The following is an 18,202-nucleotide window of genomic DNA, read 5'->3' as shown; positions in this document are numbered from 1 at the left end:
GCCGCCAGGCGCACGGTTAACAGGAGATTAACCCTATGCGCCCCGTTGCCCTGCTCGCCGCCACCGCCGTCGCTGCCGTGACCCCGCTGTCGGCCGGCGCCGTCACGCTCATCTCGTCTTTCTCCGTGCCCAACGGCCCCGACCTGTCGGGCCTTCCTAACACCGGCGACAACCGCCTCGGCGGGTTTGGGTCGGACCTCAGCTACGACGCCAGCACCGGCACGTTCTGGGCCACCACCGATCGCGGGCCTGGCGGCGGCGTCCTGTCCTACACCCCGCGGATGCAGGGCTTCACGCTCGACATCGACACCGGCGGGAAGATCAACGGCTTCACGCTGACCAACACGGTTCTCTATCATGACGGTGCCAACAATTATAACGGCCTGAATCCGCAGCTGCTGAATGGCAGTGTCGCCGAGCTCGGCCGCTCGCTCGATCCCGAAGGGCTGGCGCGGCTGCCCAACGGCAATTTCCTCGTCTCCGACGAATATGGTCCGTCGGTCCTCGAATTCCGCACCGATGGCCAGTTCGTGCGCGCGTTCGAGGTCCCGTCCAACCTCGTGCCGCACGATGGCACCGGCGGCGTCGATTACGTCGGCGGTGCGGGCACGATCGTCAGCGGGCGGCAGGACAATCGCGGCTTCGAAGGTCTGACCGTCAGCAAGGACGGCAAGACCGCCTATGCGATCCTGCAGGACCCACTGGTCAACGAAGGTCGTGCGCCCGACGGCTCGGCGAACGGCGTCTACAGCCGCAACACCCGCATCGTCGAATTCGACGTCGCGACCGGCAAGCAGACCAGGCAATATGTCTATCAACTCGATTCGGTCGACGCGATCAACGCCGGGCTGACCAAGAACCAGTTCGACGCCGACAAGCAGGGCCGCTCGATCGGTGTTTCGTCGCTGCAGGCGGTTGGCGACAACAAGCTGCTGGTGCTGGAACGCGACAATCGCGGCTTCGGCGTGGACGATCCCAACGGCAAGAAGCAGGTCGGCGACAAGCGCGTCTATGAGATCGACCTGACCAACGCCACCGACGTCAAGGACATCAGCCTTGCGGGCACCAACACCCTGCCCGACGGCGTCACCCCCGTCGCCAAGAGCCAGACTCCGTTCCTCGACATCGCCGCCGCGCTGACGGCGGCGGGCTATCCGGTGCCCGAGAAGATCGAGGGCTTTTCGTTCGGTCCGCGGCTGCCGGACGGCAGCTATTCGCTGATCGTCGTCACCGACAACGATTATTCGGTCACCCAGTCGGGCAGCGGCGAGCAGTTCGACGTCTGCACCGGCGGCCTGGCGGGCAAGGGCGGCAGCGCGGAGGTCAAGCTCGGTGCGTCCTGCCCTAAAGGCAAGACGCTGATCCCGAACATGGTCTACAGCTTCAAGGTCAGCGCCGCCGAATATGCCAAACTGACGGGCGCGGTGCCCGAGCCGAAGACCTGGGCGATGATGCTCGCCGGCTTCGGCGTGGTCGGCGCCGCAATGCGCCGGCGCCGCAAGCCGATGCCGCGCGCGCTGGTGTAAGGCACCCGCCCTCGTCCCGGGGCCGCATCCGGGGCGAGGACCCTTGCGTTATTGCGCGCGACGATCCGGCAGCACGCGGTCCACCCACGCGCCCAGCCGCCCGTGCGACCACGCGACCGCGCGATATACGGCCAGCACCTTGCGCGCCCACGTCGTATAGAGCCCCGGTCGCCCGGTCCGCAGCGCGGCACGCGCGATCCGGTGGCTCTCACGGGCGATCATGTGCCGCAGCCGATAGACCAGCTTGCGCCGCACCGGCAGCGCCGCCGAGGGCGCGACGCGCTTTACCGGCCGCACCGCATCGCCCCTGCGTCGCCACGTCAGCCGGTACGCCAGCCCCTCGCGGCGGTGCCGGAACCCCGCCGCCTGCGTCTGCTCGACGAACGCCGCATCGACTTCGCGCAGCGCCAGCCGTCCGTCCGCGGCCGCCCCCGCGATCATCGCATGGATCTCCGGCGAGCGCGCGATCACCACATTGGTCCCGCGCCCATCGGACGAATACGGTTCCACCCACGCATCGCCGAACGCGACATCGGCGGTTTCCGCGACGACATCGTCGCACCAGTCACACGCCGGATTCTGGAAGAACCCTGCCCCCCAGTCGCCGTCCGCCAGATGCCACCAATCCTCGGCGCGCGCGCTGCCGTCGTCGAGCGTCAGGTGCGCGCGATACCAATTGGCCGGGCGACTGGCATCCTTGATCCGGTAGTCGACCGCGCGCACCCGCGCGATCGGTGTCTCCAGCTGCCACGCGAAACTGTCGACCAGCCGTGCGCTCTTCTGATGCCCGCAAAACAGCCCCAGCAGATGCGTCACCCGCTCGCCGATCACCGGATCGGTGCGGCGCAACAGGTTGAGCGCCTTGATGAAGCACGGCACCGCCACCACGGCGTAACGTCCCGGCGTCGCACGGATCGCCGCAATCACCGCCGACAGCTCGACCGGATAATAACGCGATTTCGCCCCGCCCGCGATCTCGGCGGCATCGTGCGACAGGCGGTAGGTGAAAAAGCGCCCGTCCGTCTGCGGATCGGCGACCGGCGCAACATGCGCGACCGCATCGACCGCGCCGGTGCGCAGCAATTCCGCAGCGACCCAGCTGACCATTCCGCCTGAACTGCCGTTGGCACGGAACGCCTGCTGCGCGACATGCCCGACCCACGTCGATTCGAACCGCCCGAGCAGCTCGCTGCGTGCCGGTGCGGCGGGAAATCGCTCGGCGGCCAGCACATCCTCATTCGCAGCCGCGGGCGAAAACGGACACTGCGACGCGAAGTCCGCGCCGCCGGTCGTGCCCGCTTCGGGCTTCCACAGCCCGTCGCGGTCCATCCGCATCGCCGCCGCGCACCCGCCGCAACCGATGCACAGCCCTGCGCCGACGATGTCGTCCGGGCGCAGCGCCTCAGCCAAGCGCTGCGCCCAGGAAGACGGTCGATTGCGCGCGAAGCTCCGCGATCCGCTCGCCGATTTGCGGATTGTGTGGCGCGCTGAGCAGCATGTCATACTCCGCCTCGGCGGTTTCCGGCGCGACGATATGTCGCTGCGCATCGAGCGCCGCCGCCAGATCGCGTACCTTGTTGAACCGGTAGGAGGACGGCGCGGTCACGAACGGCGTCCCGTGCACCAGCGCGAAGACGCAGCCGTGGAAGAAGTTGGTGACCAGCGCACTCGCCCCCGCCACGCGCTCGGCAAACGCTTCCGGGCCGGCGTCGATCTCCTGCGTGTCCGCCCAGTCGTTGCGATAGCCGATGCTGTGCAGCCGCATGTCATGCCGGTTCGCCCATTGCCGCATCGCCTCGGCGAGCCAGTCGGGAAACCCATGCCCATAGACGAGCGCGTAACGGTCGCCCTCCGGCACGCCGCGCGGCACGCGGTCACCGAACTGCAGCACCGGGTCCAGCACCAGCGGCGGTGTCTCGCCCAGCGCGCCGCCGACCAGCGTCTGCGCGTTGGCGTCGCGCACCGAGATCGCGGTGAAGCGCCGCAGCCGTGCCACCCAGTCGTCACCGATCCCGTCGGCGGCATCGTGATTGCCGAAGCTGGCGGCATAGGACACCAGCCGCGGCGCGGTCAGTCCCTCGCCGAAGAACAACGGCGTCGACGCATACCAGGGATGCCGGAAATTCCACACCTCGTCGCTGCCGACCACCACCGCGTCGAGCGGCGCGAGCGCCTCCGGATCGTCGAGCGCGAACGTCGCCGAGCGCGGCAGTTGCTCGATCGCGGTGACGAACTTCCGCGCCTTCGCCTTGTACGCACCGAGGTCGGGCGTCAGCGTCCGCGCGGGCAGCGTCGGCTGCAACGCGCACTTCCATTCCGCGCGCACCACCGCGTCACTGTGATGATCGAGCAGGCGTGCGTCATGCCCCATCGCGCGCAACCCCTCGACCAGACAACGTGCCTGCCAATAGGAGCCGAAATTGATGCAGCGGTGAAAGGTCAGCACGCCGACCTGCGCAGGGGATTCGATCATTACCCGCGACAATCTCCGGGATCGCCCGCGGTTCCGGACGGCGCATGTCCGGTTATGCTTCCTCAACCTATGTTTGGCAAAGCGGCGCGATGGAAATCGTGTACCTTTACAAGTCGCTGATCGACCAGATCGTCGCGCTCGCCGGTTCGGCGGCGCTGCTGCACGTCCATGTCGGCATGGCGATCTATCTTGCGACGTTGATGGTGGTGCGCCAGCGGCGCGGCGGCGTCGTCGCGCTGCAGGTCGTGTTCGCCGCCGAACTGGGTAACGAGCTGATGGACTGGCTCGCCGCCAGCCCGCAATGGTCGTGGTCCGACACGATCTCCGATGTCGTGCTGACGCTGATGTGGCCCGCCGGGATCACCGCGATCAATGCGTGGCGGCGCCATCGCTGGCGAAAGACCGTCGCGGCGACGGTGCGAACCACCGCGATTCCGGTGGCGGCAAGTGGAGGTGTGCCAATTGCAACCACCTGAACGCTTGCCAGACAGGCGGTCGAGTCGCTAGCGGGCAAGGCTGGGATGCCGCCCGGGGGCGGTTCATTCAAGGGAGCGACCGTCTTGCGCATTACCATGATCGGTTCGGGCTATGTCGGCCTGGTTTCAGGCACATGCTTCGCCGACTTCGGCCATGACGTGATTTGCGTCGACAAGGACAAGGGCAAGATTGACCGGCTGCTCGCCGGCAAGATGCCGATCTACGAGCCGGGCCTCGAAGACCTCGTCGCGCGCAATGTCGCGGCGGGCCGGCTGAAGTTCACTACCGACCTCAAGGAAGCGGTCGCGGGGGCGGACGCGGTGTTCATCGGCGTCGGCACGCCGACGCGCCGCGGCGACGGCCACGCCGATCTGTCGTACGTCTTCGCCGCCGCCAAGGAAATCGGCGAGGCGCTGACCGGCTATACCGTGATCGTCACCAAGTCGACCGTGCCGGTCGGCACCGGCGACGAGGTCGAACGGATCATCCGCGAGGCCGCGCCGAACGCCGAGTTCGGCGTTGTCTCGAATCCGGAATTCCTGCGCGAAGGCGCGGCGATCGACGATTTCAAACGTCCCGACCGGATCGTGATCGGCTCGGGCGATGATCGCGCGACCGAGGTGATGCGGCAGGTCTATCGCCCGCTGTACCTCAACGCCGCGCCGATCCTCGTCACCGCGCGCCGCACCGCCGAGCTGATCAAATATGCCGGCAATGCGTTCCTCGCGACCAAGATCACCTTCATCAACGAGATTGCGGACCTGTGCGAGAAGGTCGGCGCCGACGTGAAGGACGTCAGCCGCGGGATTGGGCTCGACAACCGCATCGGGTCGAAGTTCCTGCACGCTGGCCCGGGCTATGGCGGGTCGTGCTTTCCCAAGGACACGCTGGCGCTGCTCAAGACCAGCCAGGATTATGACGCGCCGCAACGGATCGTCGAGGCGGTCGTCGCGGTCAACGACAACCGCAAGCGCGCGATGGGCCGCAAGATCGTCCATGCGATGGGCGACGACGTGCGCGGCAAGACGATCGCGGTGCTGGGGCTGACCTTCAAGCCGAACACCGACGACATGCGCGACTCGCCCGCGATCGCTGTGATCCAGGCGTTGCAGGACGCCGGCGCCAAGGTGAAGGCGTTCGATCCCGAGGGTACCGAGCAGGCCAAGCTGGTGCTCGACAATGTCGAATATTGCGACGGCCCGTATCAGGCGATCGAGGGCGCCGACGCGCTGGCGATCGTCACCGAATGGGACGAGTTCCGCGCACTCGACCTGCCGCGCGTGAAGTCGCTGCTCAAGGAACCGATCCTGATCGACCTGCGCAACATCTACACCCCCGCCGAGGTGAAGGCGGCGGGCTTCCGCTACACCAGCATCGGTCGCTGATCGAAGACAGCGGGGCGCGAGCGACGCACCCCAGGTACGTCGCCCCGGACCTGATCCGGGACCCCGCTTCTTCTCCCGAGGTCCGTCAGTAGAGACGCAACCGTCCAAGGTTCCTGATTCCCGCCTTCGCGGGAATGACGAACCGTGGACCTACCCCGCCGGCAGACACGCGCGCCGCTGATCGACCCGATCCGCCCCGCCCGGCGCGCGGGTCAGCACCGACAGTGCCCGGCACGTCCGCGCCCCGTCCGCCTCCGCTTCGCCCGCGACGACGAAGCCGTGCACCTGCCCGGCCGACTCATACCATTCCTGCACCTCGCCGCTGCGCAGCGCCGCCGCGATCGCCGTCGCGCGGCTGCCGCTATCCTGCGGCAGGTCGTCGGCCACGACCGGCTTCGCCGAGGGCGTTGCCGCCGCGACCGGCGCTACCGGCCGCACCGCCCGCGCCGCAACCGTCGGCGGCGGGGGCGCGATCACCCGCTGCGGCACCGGCACGCTTACCGCGTACTTCATCGCGCGCACCGGCGGCGCATGGGTCGCCGCCATCGACAGCCCGCCCGCGCTCACCGCCAGCACGACGCCCAGCACCCCCGCCGCGCGCCAGCCGCCGCCCGACCGCGCACGCGCCGGCTCGTAGAACGGATAATGCGGCCCCGGCGGCGCGCAGCGATATTCGCGCGTGATCCGCAGCGGCCCCAGCTCGATCGTCGTGCGGCGGATGATGTCACGCGCGTCGGTCACTGTCGCTCCCCAGACCTGCACCCTTCATCGGCCGCAACGCGCCGCTTGGCAAGCGCGCTTCAGGGCGCCATCGGCCCGTCGAACAGCAGCCCGAAATAGTCGCCCTTGTTCCACACCGGCCGCTGCGGTGCATCGGCGATCTCACGCGCGATCCGGTAATTGGCGTCGACGAAGCGCACCCCCTGATCCCACAGGATCGGCTGCGTCAGGTCGTCGCACGGCTTGTGGTAGCAATTGCTCATGAACGTCTCGATCGCCGCCTTGCCCGGCCCCTTCTCCCCCGGCCACAGGAACACCGAGGGCACGCCCTTCTGCACGAAGCGATAATGGTCGGAGCGGACGAAGATCGCCTGCTCGGGCATCGGGTCAGGCGACAGGCCGACGCCGATCCCCGCCACCGCGCGCGCGATGATCGGCCCCAGCGTCGAACGATCACCGCCGAACGCCACCATATCCTCGAACCGGTAGGTCAGGATCGGCATGTCGAGGTTCACGTCCGCGACGATGTCGCCGATCGGCACGGTGGGATGGTTCGCAAAATAATCGCTGCCAACCAGGCCCTTCTCCTCGGCGGTCACCGCGAGGAAGATGATGCTGCGCTTCGGCGCGGTGGCGGTCTTGAAGCGCTTGGCCGCCTCGATCAGGCTCGCGATCCCAATGCCGTCGTCGAGCGCGCCGTTATAGATCGTGTCGCCGTTCACCGCCGCGCCGACCCCGACGTGATCGAGATGCGCGGACAGCACCACCGTCTCCTTGCCCAGCGCCGGGTCGCTGCCGGGGATCATCCCCACGACGTTGCTGCTCGGAATCGCGCGAAAATTGGTGGCGCTAGCGATCGACAGCGTCCCCGCGGCGGTCGTCGGCCGCACCTTCAACGTCTTGCGCGCCGCCCCCCTGGCGAGCGCCGGCCAGGCGCGCCCGAACACCTTCGCCGCGCCGGCCGGCGACAGCGTCCCCAGCAACGGCGCGCCGCTGGCGCTCCCGGTGCCGTCGGCGCGCGCCCAGGTGATCCGCTCGGCGGCATAGCCCTTCGTCACCGAAGCGAACGACGGTGCGCCGCGCCCGGCCTTGCGCAGATCGGCGATCGCGATCACCCCGACCGCGCCATGCTTCGCCGCCGCGCTCTGCCGCGCCGCCGCGCTGCCGAAGGTTGCCGACACCTCGCTCGGCAGCCCCGCCGGCGCGCCGCCGACATAGGCGACGATCTTGCCGCGCACGTCGACGCCCGCATAATCGTCCAGCCCATATTGCGGCGCTTCCAGTCCATAGCCGACGAACACCACCGGCGCGGTGAGCGCGGTCGCCTTTGCCGCCGGGTTCGCGGCCGGGGTGAAATCCTTGCCGAACGCCAGCGACACCGCCGCCCCGCCTGCCCCCGTCCACGACGCGCTCCCCTCACCCGCGATCTTGTACCCGGTCAGCGGCACCTTCTGCAGATAGCCGCCCTCGTCGCCCATCGGCTTGAGCCCCGCGGCATAGAATTGCGCGGCGACATATTGCGCGGCGATGTCGAACTCGGGCGAGCCGACGTCGCGCCCCTTCATCGCGTCCGACGCCAGGAACATCACATGCGCCTTCATCGCGGCCTGATCGGCGGGCAGCGGCGCGTTGAGCGCGGCGTTGCGCGCGGCGGGCGTCGTCTCGGCAACAGCGGTGGCGGAAAGCGCGAGCAAGGGCAGGAAAGCGAACGAACGAAACATGGACACGCCCGGTGGAAGAGGAAGGATCGCTGACCTTAGAAGCGACGATGGTTGCCGTCGAGACGATCGCGCGGCTTTCGGATGGAACCCGGCTCGCGTTTTCGTCATAGTCCGCGCCATGGCCGATGCCCGTACCACCCCCGTCACGCCCGCCGCCACGCGCCGCAGCGATTATACCCCGCCCGCGTGGCTGGTGCCGCAGGTCGCGCTCGACTTCGCGCTGGACCCGGTCGCGACGCGCGTCCGCGCCCGGCTCGATGTGAGCCGCAATGGCGATCACGACACCCCGCTGCGCCTCGATGGCGCCGGGCAGGTGCCGTTGTCGGTGACGGTCGACGGGCAGGCGATCAACGACTGGCGGATCGAGGGCGAGCAGCTCGTCGTCCCGCTTTCCGGCGACGCGCACGTCGTCGAGACCGAGGTCGAGATCGCCCCCGATCGCAACACGCAATTGATGGGGCTCTATGCCTCGGGCGGCAATCTCTGCACGCAATGCGAGGCAGAGGGATTCCGCCGCATCACCTGGTTCCCGGACCGCCCCGACGTGCTCGCGACCTACCGGGTAAAGATGACCGCCGACAAGGCGCGCTTCCCGGTGCTGCTCGCCAATGGTGACCCGGTCGCACAGGGCGACAATGCCGACGGCACGCACTGGGCGGAGTGGCACGATCCGTGGCCCAAGCCATCCTACCTCTTCGCGCTGGTGGCGGGCGATCTCGCGGTCAACCGCGGCACCTTCACCACCCGCTCGGGCCGTGAGGTGCAGCTCGGCATCTGGGTGCGCACCGGCGACCTGCCCAGGACCGACCATGCGCTCGACGCGCTCAAGCTGTCGATGGCGTGGGACGAGCGCGTCTACGGGCGCGAATACGACCTCGACGTCTTCAACATCGTCGCGGTCGACGATTTCAACTTTGGCGCGATGGAGAACAAGGGGCTGAACATCTTCAACAGCCGCTACATCCTCGCCGATCCCGACACCGCTACCGATTACGATTACGACGCGATCGCCGCCGTGGTCGCGCACGAATATTTCCACAACTGGTCGGGCAATCGCATCACCTGCCGCGACTGGTTCCAGTTGAGCCTCAAGGAAGGCTTCACCGTCTACCGCGATCAGGGTTTCTCCGCCGATCAGGGCTCGGCGGCGGTCAAGCGGATCGAGGACGTGCGCGGCCTGCGTGCCGCGCAGTTCCCGGAGGATTCGGGCCCGCTCGCGCACCCGGTCCGCCCGGAAAGCTATATCGAGATCAGCAACTTCTACACCGCCACCATCTATAACAAGGGCGCGGAGCTGATCCGTATGATGGCGACGATGCTGGGGGCCCGGCGCTTCCGCGCCGCCTGCGATCTCTATTTCGACCGCTTCGACGGCACCGCCGCGACCTGCGAGGATTTCGTCGCCTGCATGGAAGAGGCCGGCGACATCGACCTCACGCAATTCCGCCTCTGGTACAGCCAGGCCGGCACCCCGCGCGTCTCCGCCTCGCTCGTGCACGAACCCGGCAGCGGCCGCGCGACGCTCAACCTCGCGCAGAAGGTGCCCGAGACGCCCGGCCAGCCGGTCAAGCACCCGCAGGTGCTCCCCTTGCGCATCCGGCTGTTCGGCGGCGACACCGGCCAGCCGCTCGGCGACGAGCAACTGGTGATCCTCTCCGACGCGAGCGCCAGCGTGACGTTCGAGACCGTCACCGAACGCCCGATCGTCTCGCTCAACCGCGGCTTCTCCGCGCCGGTGATCGTCGAAAGCGACCGCAGCGCCGCCGACCTCGCCTTCCTCGCGCGCCACGACGACGATTCCTTCGCGCGCTACGAGGCGATGCAGCAATTGATGCTCGACACCTTGATCGCCGCCGCGGTCGAGGGCGAGGCTGATCCTCGCGCGGTGGTCGATGCGGTCGCCGACACGCTCGACGACCCGACGCTCGACCGCGCGTTCGTCGCCGAGGCGGTGCTGCTGCCGTCGGAAAACTTCATCGGCGACCAGCTGAGCGTCGTCGATCCCGACGCGATCTTCCGCGCGCGCGAGGCGCTGCGCACCACGCTCGGTTGCGAGCTGGAGGCGCGGTGGCGCGCCGCCATCGATCCCGCGCTGCGCCGCGCTTATGCCTATACGCCCGGAGACAAGGGCATCCGCCGCCTGCGCAGCGTCGCGCTCGGCTACCTCGCCGCGTCCGGCGCAAGCGATGCCGCGACACTGGCATGGGCGCAGTTCGAGGCGGCCGACAATATGACCGACCGTCAGGGCGCGCTGTCGGTGCTGGCAAGCGGCCACTCGCCCGAGCGCGAGCGCGCGCTCGATCATTTCTACACCCGCTACGCCGATAATCCGCTGGTGCTCGACAAGTGGTTCCAGACGCAGGCGCTGTCGCCGCGCGACGACACGCCCGCGCTGGTCGCCGAACTGGCGCAGCATCCCGACTTCACGCTCGCCAACCCCAATCGCGCGCGTGCGCTGGTCGGAGCGTTCGCGGTCAACCAACGGGCGTTTCATGCCGAGGGCGGTGCCGGCTATCGCTGGCTGACCGAGCAATTGCTGGCGCTCGACAAGCTCAACCCGCAGACCTCGGCGCGCTTGCTCCCGCCGCTCGGCCGCTGGCGGCGTTTCGATCCGGTCCGCTCGGCGGCGATGCGCGCCGAACTCGAGCGGATCGTCGCGACGCCGGGGATCAGCAAGGACCTGTTCGAACTGGCGTCGAAGAGTCTGGAGGGCTGAACACCGCGTCGCCCCGGACTTGATCCGGGGCCACGCTTCTTCCCGTCGGGGCCGATCGACGTGGAAGCCAAGCGCATGGGTAGTCGATATTCACGCGGACGCGCGCCCTCATCTCGCGGCTGGATGACGAAGAGCATCGCAGATCACTTAGAGGGTCTCCGCGTGCTCCGCGCCTCCGTCTGATCAATTTTCCTTCGAAGGCCCGCGCTTCATAAGCACGTCATTGCGAGCGTAGCGAAGCAATCTAGGGCCGGATCAGGACACCCTGGATTACTTCGCTACGCTCGCAATGACGCCAGTCGTTTGCCGGCCGACGTATCAGCTTAAAGGGCCGCGGCCAGTTCCACCTTGGCGTCGCGTTCAACGCGCCGCTGCTCGGTACGGCGCGACTGCGCGGCCATTTTCATCCACGCATCCTCTGAGCGCTGGCAGCGTTCGCGAACGTTATCCAGCGTGGTTTCCTGTCCATCGCGGCGGTGTTGCGCGGCGATCAATTCGAAGCGTTCATATTCTTTGATGACCGGCCCCTTTGGGTTGCTCAGGCGGTACGCGCACAACCTGCGCCGCCAGTTCGTCGTACAGGTCGCAGACCTCTAGTAACGCTTCACTGCCCATGTGTATCCGTTCACCCAGCGTGAAGCGGCGTAATGTTCCGCCGGGGCCCGACCAGCCGACTGTCATATGGCTGCCGCCGCGCACGTCGGCGCGCCGCGCCGCACCTTGCGTGTAGCGGAACGTCGCACGGGCGCGCGCCATCCCGTCCAGTCGCTCGACACCCCACGACGCTTCGGCGCAAAACGTCACCAGCTTGCTGCCCGTGTTGCGTTGATGTGCCCGCACCGGCCGTCCGGCATGATCCGCCGCGGCGTCGAGCAGGACGTGGAGCAAGCGATCCAGCTCCCCGATCCAGTTGCCGATCACGCGCGAGCGCACGACCCGGTCATTCTCGTCCCAGCATTGGTCGAGCCACGGCCGACCGATCTGCGTGCGCAGGAATGCGGTCGCGCGCGCCAGCGTCACTGCCGCCTGATCGCGCGCCGCCGCGCTTACCGCCATGCGCGCCGCGCCCGCCGCCGACGTCCCCAGTCGCGCAGCCAGCGGCGCCAGCGTGGCATCACGCCACCTCCGCGCCATGACCGAGTGCACGGATCACCGCCTCGACCCGCGCGCACGACTCGACGCTGTCGCCGGCGAGGTGGAGCGGGGTCGCGCCCAACCCCTCATGATCGGCGTTGAGGAACGGCAGCGCCGCGGACGCCCCCAACTGCTCGATCGCCAGCCGCGTCACCTTGCTCTGTCGCTCGGCACGCTCGGGGTCGTAGCGGACGCGCGCGGCGCGGAAGGTGCGCGTCGCGCGCGGCTGTTCGTCACTCATGCGGCAACGAACAGCCGGTCGGCGCCCATGCGCGCCTGCGTCGTGGCGATCTGGGTCGCGTAGCGGCTGGCGAGCTGCGCATGCGCCAGTCGCGCCTCGGCACCGCGGGCTGCGGCCGACATCATCATCGACACTTGTTGCCGATGAAAAAGGTAATTGAGGTCCATGCGCGGGCTCCCGTGTGACAAGCGGGAGCGCGGGCGTCTCTCAGCCGTCGGTGCTTGTGGGCGAATTACCGACGATGGCGGGGCTTAACACGGATCGGCAGCTTGACCTAATCGCGCCCCGGTCAGACCGGCCCCGCCGCCAGTCCGTCGACGAGCCGACGCGGCACCCGCACCAGCGATCCGTGCCGCGCGCCCTTTGGCATCGACAGCCCGGCCGTCACATCGCGCCACGTCACGAAGTCGCGCGTTGCCGCCGCGCCCCAGCGGCCTTCCAGATAGATGTCCCAGTAACACAGCGTCTCGCCGCGCACCGTCGCGGTCATCGGTCCCTCCACCCATGACTTGGTGAACGGCGCGGACGGCGTCCCGAACGGCCCGGTCGGCGACGCCGCGGCGACGCTGCGCAGATGCTTGCGTGGCGGGTGCAGCGTCTCGTCCTTGACGATCAGGTGCAGCGCGCCGTCCGGCGCTCGCGCGAACGTCCCGTCGATCACGCTGAAGCCGGGATCGTACAGCACCTTGGCCTCGCTGAACGTCGCGAAGTCGCGCGTCGTCACATACCACAGCCGGTGGTTGTAGCCGGTCTCCGACGTGCCCTCGGTTTCGGGGAAGCGCCCCTTCACCGTGCTCGACCAGAACACGACATAGTGTCGCGCCGTCGCGTCCCAGATCACCTCGGGTGCCCAGCAATTGCGCGTGCCCGGCACCGCGGCCATCACCGGCAAGGCGCGCTGCGGCGACCAGTGGCGCAGGTCGCGGCTGGTGGCGTGCCCGATCGTCACCCCCTCCCACGCGGTGGTCCACACCATATGCCACAGCCCGTCGTGCTTGGCATCGCGGAACAGGAACGGGTCGCGCATCAGCTTCGCCTCGCCGACCTCGGGACGCAGATAGCTCACCCCGCCGCCGAGGTTGCGGAACACCAGCCCATCGTCGCTGGTAGCGAAGCGCAGCCCGGTCGCCTCGTCCGAGCCGGTTCCGAAATAGGCGAACAGCAACGGGTCGTCACTTTTCGCCGCCAATGCGGGCGGGGCGAACGGCGCGCTGGCAAGGGCTCCAAGGATCACGCGGCGATCGAACAGCATCAGCGCACCTATAATCTTATTATTGATGCACTGATGCGACAGATCGCTGCCGACCGCAACCGGTCAGCGCGGGCCGCGCATCGCCGCCATCGCGAGCCCCGCGCCCAGCACCGCGCCGCCGCCCGCCCGCTGCGTCCACACCCGGGCGCGCGAATGCCGCAGCCACCCCGACGCGCGCGATCCGGCCAGCGCGTACAGACTGTCGCTTACCCCCGCGATCAGCGTGAAGGTCGCGATCAGCACCGCCGCCTGCGGCACGAACGGCGCGTCAGGGCGGATGAACTGCGATGCGAAGGCGACGAAGAACAGGATCGTCTTCGGGTGAAAGGTACCGACCGCGACATTGGTCGCGAACGCCGCGCGCGGGCTGACCGCGCGCCGCGGCACGTCGTCCGCGCCCGCCGCCGCGCCGCTGCGCACGATCGCCAGCGTCCCGATCGCGATCAGATACGCCGCGCCGATCCACTTGAGGACCGTGAACGCCAGCGCCGACGACGCCAGCACCGCCCCCGCATCCGCCAGCGACACCGTCATCGCGATCATGTTGCCGACCGCCATCCCGGCGACCGAGGCGAGCGCGGTGCGCCGTCCCGAACTGAACGCGAAGCCGATGATGCTCGCCACCCCCGGCCCCGGGATGATCGCCATCACCACCGATGCGCCCGCGAACACCAGCCACGCATGCCAGTCCATAACTTACCCCGAATTGCGCAATGCGGTCGCGATCGCGTTGATCGACAGCAGGATGCCCTGCCGCACGCGCTCGTCTTCCTCGCCGGCGCGATGCCGCTTCATCAGCTCGATCTGCAACAGGTTGAGCGGCTCGATATACGGCAGCCGCAGCCGGATCGACGCATCCAGCGCCGGATGCTTCTCCAGCAGATGCGCCTGCCCCGTCACGTCCAGCAACCCGTCATGCGTCTGTTGCCAGCCGTCGCGGATCCGCCCGAACACATGGTCGCGCAACGCCTTGTCCTCGACCAGTCCGGCGTACCGCTCCGCCAGCCCCATGTCGGACTTGGCGAGCACCATCTCCATGTTCGCCAGCGTCGCCGCGAACAGCGGCCAGCCCTGCGCCATGTCGCGCAGCAGCGCGCGATCCTCGAACGCCGCGATCGCCTGCCCGACGCCGTACCAGCCCGGCAGCATGACGCGCGCCTGCGCCCAGCTGAACACCCACGGGATCGCGCGCAGATCCTCGATCGCGTCGGATTGCTTGCGGCTCGCCGGACGGCTGCCGATCTTCAGCCCGGCGATCTCGGCGATCGGCGTCATCTGGCGGAAGAAGGTGCGGAACCCCTCGGTCTCATAGACCAGCCCGCGATACGCACGGAACGCCTCGCCCGACAGCCGGTCCATCGCGCCCGCGAACGTCGCGTTGTCGCCGTTCGACAGCGCCTCGGGCTCAAGGCTGGCGATCAGCGTTGCGGAGGCCATCGCCTCCAGATTGGTCGCCGCACTCTCGCGCGTGCCATATTTGCCCGCGATCACCTCGCCCTGTTCCGTGATGCGGATGCGGCCCTGCACCGTCCCCGGCGGCTGCGCACGGATCGCCGCGAAGCTGCTGCCGCCACCGCGCCCGACCGCGCCGCCGCGCCCGTGGAACAGCTGCATTCCGACGCCGACCTTGTCGAACACCGGCTTCAACGCGGTCGACGCCTTCGACAATTGCCAGGTCGAGGTCAGATAGCCGCCGTCCTTGTTGCTGTCGGAATAGCCGATCATCACTTCCTGATGCCCGCGCGCCGTCGCGATCGCGCGCACCTCGGGGATCGCGAACCACTCGCTCATGATCGCCGGCGCCGCCTCCAGATCCTCGATCGTCTCGAACAGCGGCACCGCCATCACCGCCGCGCTCGCGGGCGGCCCGGGGCGGTACAGCCCGACCTCCTTGAGCAGCAGATGCACTTCGAGCAGGTCGGACACCGATTTTGTCATCGACACGATATATTGCCGGATCGCCGCCGCGCCGTAGGTGGCGTGCGCGTCCGCGGCGGCCTGCACGATCGCCAGCTCGCCCGCGGTTTCTTCCGAATAGTCCGCGAAGCGCGTCGTCAGCGGGCGCGGCGTCGCCAGCTCCTGCCGCAGCAGCATGACGCGCGCATCCTCGTCGAGCGCGGCATAATCGTCGCACACGCCCGCGACCTTGAGCATCTCCGCGACCACCCGCTCGTGCACCGCGCTGTTCTGCCGCAGGTCAAGCGTCGCGAGGTGGAAGCCGAACACGTCGACCGCGCGGATCAGCCGCCCGATCGCCCCGCCGCTGCCCAGCAATCCGTCGCCGCCCTCCGACAAGGGACGGGCGATCGCGATCAGATCGGCGCGCAACGCCCTGGGATCGGGATAGGGCTCGCCCTTCAGCCGCCCCGGCCGCGGCGCCGGCTGCCCGGTCAGCTTCGCATAGGTCGCCGCGGTGCGCGCATAGATGCCCGACAGCGCGCGGCGGTACGGCTCGTCGCTGCGTGTCTCGGAGGTATCGCCGCTCGCATCCGCCAGCGCCTGCACGCCCGCGTCGACCGTCGCATGATGCGCCGAGATCGACAGCTCCGCGCCCATCGCGTGGAGCTGCTCGAGGTAGAAGCCCAGCACCGCCTGCGCCGCCTTGGCCAGCGCGGTGCGCAGCGAGTCCGCAGTGACGAACGGATTGCCGTCGCGGTCGCCACCGATCCAGCTTCCGGGGCGCAGGAACGACGGCACCCGCCCGCCCAGCGCACGGTCCCAGCGCTGGTAGAGCGCCGGCAGCACCGGCAGGAACACGTCGCGCAGATAGCTGAGCGCGGTCTCGACCTCGTCGACCACATACAGCCGCTCGCGTCGCAGCACGCGCGTCTGCCACAGCAGCGCCACCTGCCGCACGATCGCCTCGTCGACCAGGTCGCCGTCCGGCGTCGTCTCCACCCCGCGGTCGCGCAGCGCCATCAATTGCGCGATGCGATTGCGGTGGTCGATCATGCTCTTGCGCCGCACCTCGGTCGGGTGCGCGGTCAGCACCGGCGCGACCAGCGCCTGTTCGAGGAGGGAACGGACGCGATCCACGCCGACGCCGGCGTCCTTTAGCCGCGCCAGCGCCGCCGCGACGTCCGCGCCCTCTTCCGCCGCGATCCCCTGCCGGTCCTCGGCGAGATTGGCGAGCATCGAGAACAGCATGAACCCGCGCACGAAATCGAGTGTCTCGTCGAGATCGAGCGCGCCCAGCTCGGCGTCCGCCGACGCCTGATGATTGCCGCGATGCCGCTCGACCGAGGCGGAGCGGATCGCCTCGGTCCGCTCGTACAATTTCTCCCCGCCATAGGCGCGGATCACATCGCCCAGCACGCGGCCGAGATAGCGGACATCGGGATTGTTCGTGATCGGGGGCAGCGTGCTCATGCGGTCTTGCTGCGCTGCCGCACGGGCCGGGTCAATGATTGTTTGCTGCCCGGCCACGCGGTCTGGCGATATTTAGTTGCGCGGCGCGACCGTGTTCGCGGGCTCCTCCGCCGGTGTCGGCAGATCGAGTTGCTGCTGCTCATGCGCCCGCTCGCGTTCGTCGCTGGTGACGGTGGCATCGTGGTTGATATCCTGCGCGTCGAAGCGGGCCATCATCCATGCGCTCCATTCCTCGTTCGAAATCGCGCCATCCTTGTTGCGGTCGATCTCGTCGAAGCGCGGCTGCAGCCGTTGCGATACTTCGTTGCGGGTCAGCTTGTCATCGTTGTTGACGTCGAGCCGGCGGAAACGCCGCTCCACCACCCCGCCGAAATCCAGCCGCGACATTTCGAACGGCGGCACGAAATTGGCGAGCGCCGCCTGCTCCTGCGCGTCGGGCTCCTTGGGCTTCGAACATGCGGCAAGCGCCAGCGCGCCTGCAACCACCACCATCACCCGCATGTCCGTCACATCTCCCTTACGCGTCCAGCTCCACATCCCAGTATAGCCAGTCGTGCCACGTCTCATGCAGATAATTCGGCGGAAAGCGACGCCCATGTTCCTGCAATTGCCAGCTTGTCGGGCGTATCGGCTCGATCGGCAGCGGCATCCCCGCCTGTTTCGGCGTCCGCCCGCCCTTCTTCAGATTGCACGGCGCACAGGCGGCGACGACATTCTCCCATGTCGTCCGTCCGCCCTGCGCGCGCGGCACGACGTGATCGAACGTCAGGTCGCGGACGTGGCTGCCGCAATATTGGCAGGCGAAGGTATCGCGCAGGAACAGGTTGAAGCGCGTGAACGCCGGAAATTGCGACGGCTTCACGAATTGCCGCAGCGCGATCACCGATGGCAGCCGCATCGTCAGATTGGGGCTGCGCACCTCGCGCTCGTAATGCGCGACGATATCGACGCGCTCCAGGAACACCGCCTTCACCGCGGTCTGCCACGGCCAGATGCTGAGCGGATAATAGGACAGCGGCGTGTAATCGGCATTGAGCACCAGGGTCGGACAGGAGTCCGGGTGCCGCATCAGGTCGGGATGGAACACGTCAGGACGTCCCCCTTACCTCGCTTGGTCGTACCGCGTGCTTTCGCGCTGCGGCGTGACGCCATGATGACAGCACGCGCGGGCCGCTTCAAGAGTCAGGC

The 18,202-nt window shown here is 68.3% G+C and carries 16 protein-coding genes and 2 pseudogenes; 5 read left to right on the top strand and 13 right to left on the bottom strand.

Annotation, left to right across the window (positions count from 1 at the left end; translation table 11 throughout):
• Positions 1–35: 35 nt before the first annotated feature.
• Both BACI71_RS01705 and BACI71_RS18115 read left to right on the top strand, forming a co-directional pair.
• Positions 36–1,232: pseudogene (locus BACI71_RS01705) on the top strand (esterase-like activity of phytase family protein); the annotation flags it as partial.
• A gap of 186 nt (positions 1,233–1,418) precedes the next feature.
• Positions 1,419–1,526, top strand: a pseudogene (locus BACI71_RS18115) (PEPxxWA-CTERM sorting domain-containing protein); the annotation flags it as partial.
• 48 nt (positions 1,527–1,574) lie between these two features.
• Here the strand turns inward: BACI71_RS18115 and BACI71_RS01700 are convergent.
• Both BACI71_RS01700 and BACI71_RS01695 read right to left on the bottom strand, forming a co-directional pair.
• On the bottom strand, positions 1,575–2,936 hold the full coding sequence (locus BACI71_RS01700; protein ID WP_236552767.1) for a Coenzyme F420 hydrogenase/dehydrogenase, beta subunit C-terminal domain: 1,362 nt from the start codon (positions 2,934–2,936) through the stop codon (positions 1,575–1,577).
• Positions 2,929–3,999 carry a polysaccharide pyruvyl transferase family protein gene (locus BACI71_RS01695; RefSeq protein WP_159754202.1) on the bottom strand — a complete coding sequence of 357 codons (1,071 nt, stop codon included), beginning with the start codon at positions 3,997–3,999 and terminating at the stop codon, positions 2,929–2,931. The genes BACI71_RS01700 and BACI71_RS01695 overlap by 8 nt, the downstream gene beginning before the upstream one ends.
• An 89-nt stretch (positions 4,000–4,088) precedes the next feature.
• On the opposite strand from BACI71_RS01695, the gene BACI71_RS01690 reads away from it, so the two are divergent.
• Both BACI71_RS01690 and BACI71_RS01685 read left to right on the top strand, forming a co-directional pair.
• Positions 4,089–4,475, top strand: a complete 387-nt coding sequence (locus tag BACI71_RS01690; protein WP_159754199.1) for a hypothetical protein — start codon at positions 4,089–4,091, stop codon at positions 4,473–4,475.
• A gap of 84 nt (positions 4,476–4,559) precedes the next feature.
• A complete protein-coding gene (locus BACI71_RS01685; RefSeq protein ID WP_159754196.1) occupies positions 4,560–5,861 on the top strand; it encodes a UDP-glucose dehydrogenase family protein in 1,302 nt (433 codons plus the stop codon).
• A gap of 150 nt (positions 5,862–6,011) precedes the next feature.
• Here BACI71_RS01685 and BACI71_RS01680 read toward each other — a convergent pair whose 3' ends face one another.
• Both BACI71_RS01680 and BACI71_RS01675 read right to left on the bottom strand, forming a co-directional pair.
• Complete coding sequence (locus BACI71_RS01680) at positions 6,012–6,602, bottom strand: hypothetical protein (RefSeq protein WP_159754193.1); 591 nt, start codon at positions 6,600–6,602, stop codon at positions 6,012–6,014.
• 59 nt (positions 6,603–6,661) lie between these two features.
• On the bottom strand, positions 6,662–8,302 hold the full coding sequence (locus tag BACI71_RS01675) for a M28 family peptidase (protein WP_159754190.1): 1,641 nt from the start codon (positions 8,300–8,302) through the stop codon (positions 6,662–6,664).
• Between the two features lie 118 nt (positions 8,303–8,420).
• On the opposite strand from BACI71_RS01675, the gene pepN reads away from it, so the two are divergent.
• A complete protein-coding gene (pepN, locus tag BACI71_RS01670; RefSeq protein WP_159754187.1) occupies positions 8,421–11,018 on the top strand; it encodes an aminopeptidase N in 2,598 nt (865 codons plus the stop codon).
• A 323-nt stretch (positions 11,019–11,341) separates the two neighbouring features.
• Here pepN and BACI71_RS01665 read toward each other — a convergent pair whose 3' ends face one another.
• From BACI71_RS01665 to BACI71_RS01630, 9 genes are all read right to left on the bottom strand, one after another.
• On the bottom strand, positions 11,342–11,512 hold the full coding sequence (locus BACI71_RS01665; protein ID WP_159754184.1) for a hypothetical protein: 171 nt from the start codon (positions 11,510–11,512) through the stop codon (positions 11,342–11,344).
• Positions 11,513–11,522: 10 nt separating this feature from the next.
• Positions 11,523–12,152, bottom strand: a complete 630-nt coding sequence (locus tag BACI71_RS01660; protein WP_159754181.1) for a hypothetical protein — start codon at positions 12,150–12,152, stop codon at positions 11,523–11,525.
• On the bottom strand, positions 12,133–12,393 hold the full coding sequence (locus BACI71_RS01655) for a hypothetical protein (RefSeq protein WP_159754178.1): 261 nt from the start codon (positions 12,391–12,393) through the stop codon (positions 12,133–12,135). Before BACI71_RS01655 ends, BACI71_RS01660 begins: the two co-directional genes overlap by 20 nt.
• Entirely contained in the window at positions 12,390–12,515 is a 126-nt protein-coding gene (locus BACI71_RS18020) for a hypothetical protein (protein WP_268894053.1), read from the bottom strand. Before BACI71_RS18020 ends, BACI71_RS01655 begins: the two co-directional genes overlap by 4 nt.
• 167 nt (positions 12,516–12,682) lie before the next feature.
• Entirely contained in the window at positions 12,683–13,645 is a 963-nt protein-coding gene (locus BACI71_RS01650) for a glycoside hydrolase family 43 protein (RefSeq protein WP_159754175.1), read from the bottom strand.
• A gap of 63 nt (positions 13,646–13,708) precedes the next feature.
• On the bottom strand, positions 13,709–14,338 hold the full coding sequence (locus BACI71_RS01645) for a LysE family translocator (protein WP_159754172.1): 630 nt from the start codon (positions 14,336–14,338) through the stop codon (positions 13,709–13,711).
• A gap of 3 nt (positions 14,339–14,341) precedes the next feature.
• The gene (ppc, locus tag BACI71_RS01640; RefSeq protein WP_159754169.1) at positions 14,342–17,014 is read right to left on the bottom strand and encodes a phosphoenolpyruvate carboxylase; all 2,673 of its coding nucleotides are present in this window, start codon (positions 17,012–17,014) and stop codon (positions 14,342–14,344) included.
• Positions 17,015–17,086: 72 nt separating this feature from the next.
• On the bottom strand, positions 17,087–17,515 hold the full coding sequence (locus BACI71_RS01635) for a hypothetical protein (protein ID WP_236553049.1): 429 nt from the start codon (positions 17,513–17,515) through the stop codon (positions 17,087–17,089).
• Between the two features lie 16 nt (positions 17,516–17,531).
• Positions 17,532–18,101: an HNH endonuclease gene (locus BACI71_RS01630; RefSeq protein WP_159754163.1), complete on the bottom strand. Its 570-nt coding sequence runs from the start codon at positions 18,099–18,101 to the stop codon at positions 17,532–17,534.
• Positions 18,102–18,202 lie beyond the last annotated feature (101 nt).

The sequence above is a fragment of the Sphingomonas sp. 8AM genome, from assembly GCF_902506455.1.
Lineage (GTDB): Bacteria > Pseudomonadota > Alphaproteobacteria > Sphingomonadales > Sphingomonadaceae > Sphingomonas.
This window is presented reverse-complemented; position numbering and strand designations above follow the sequence as displayed.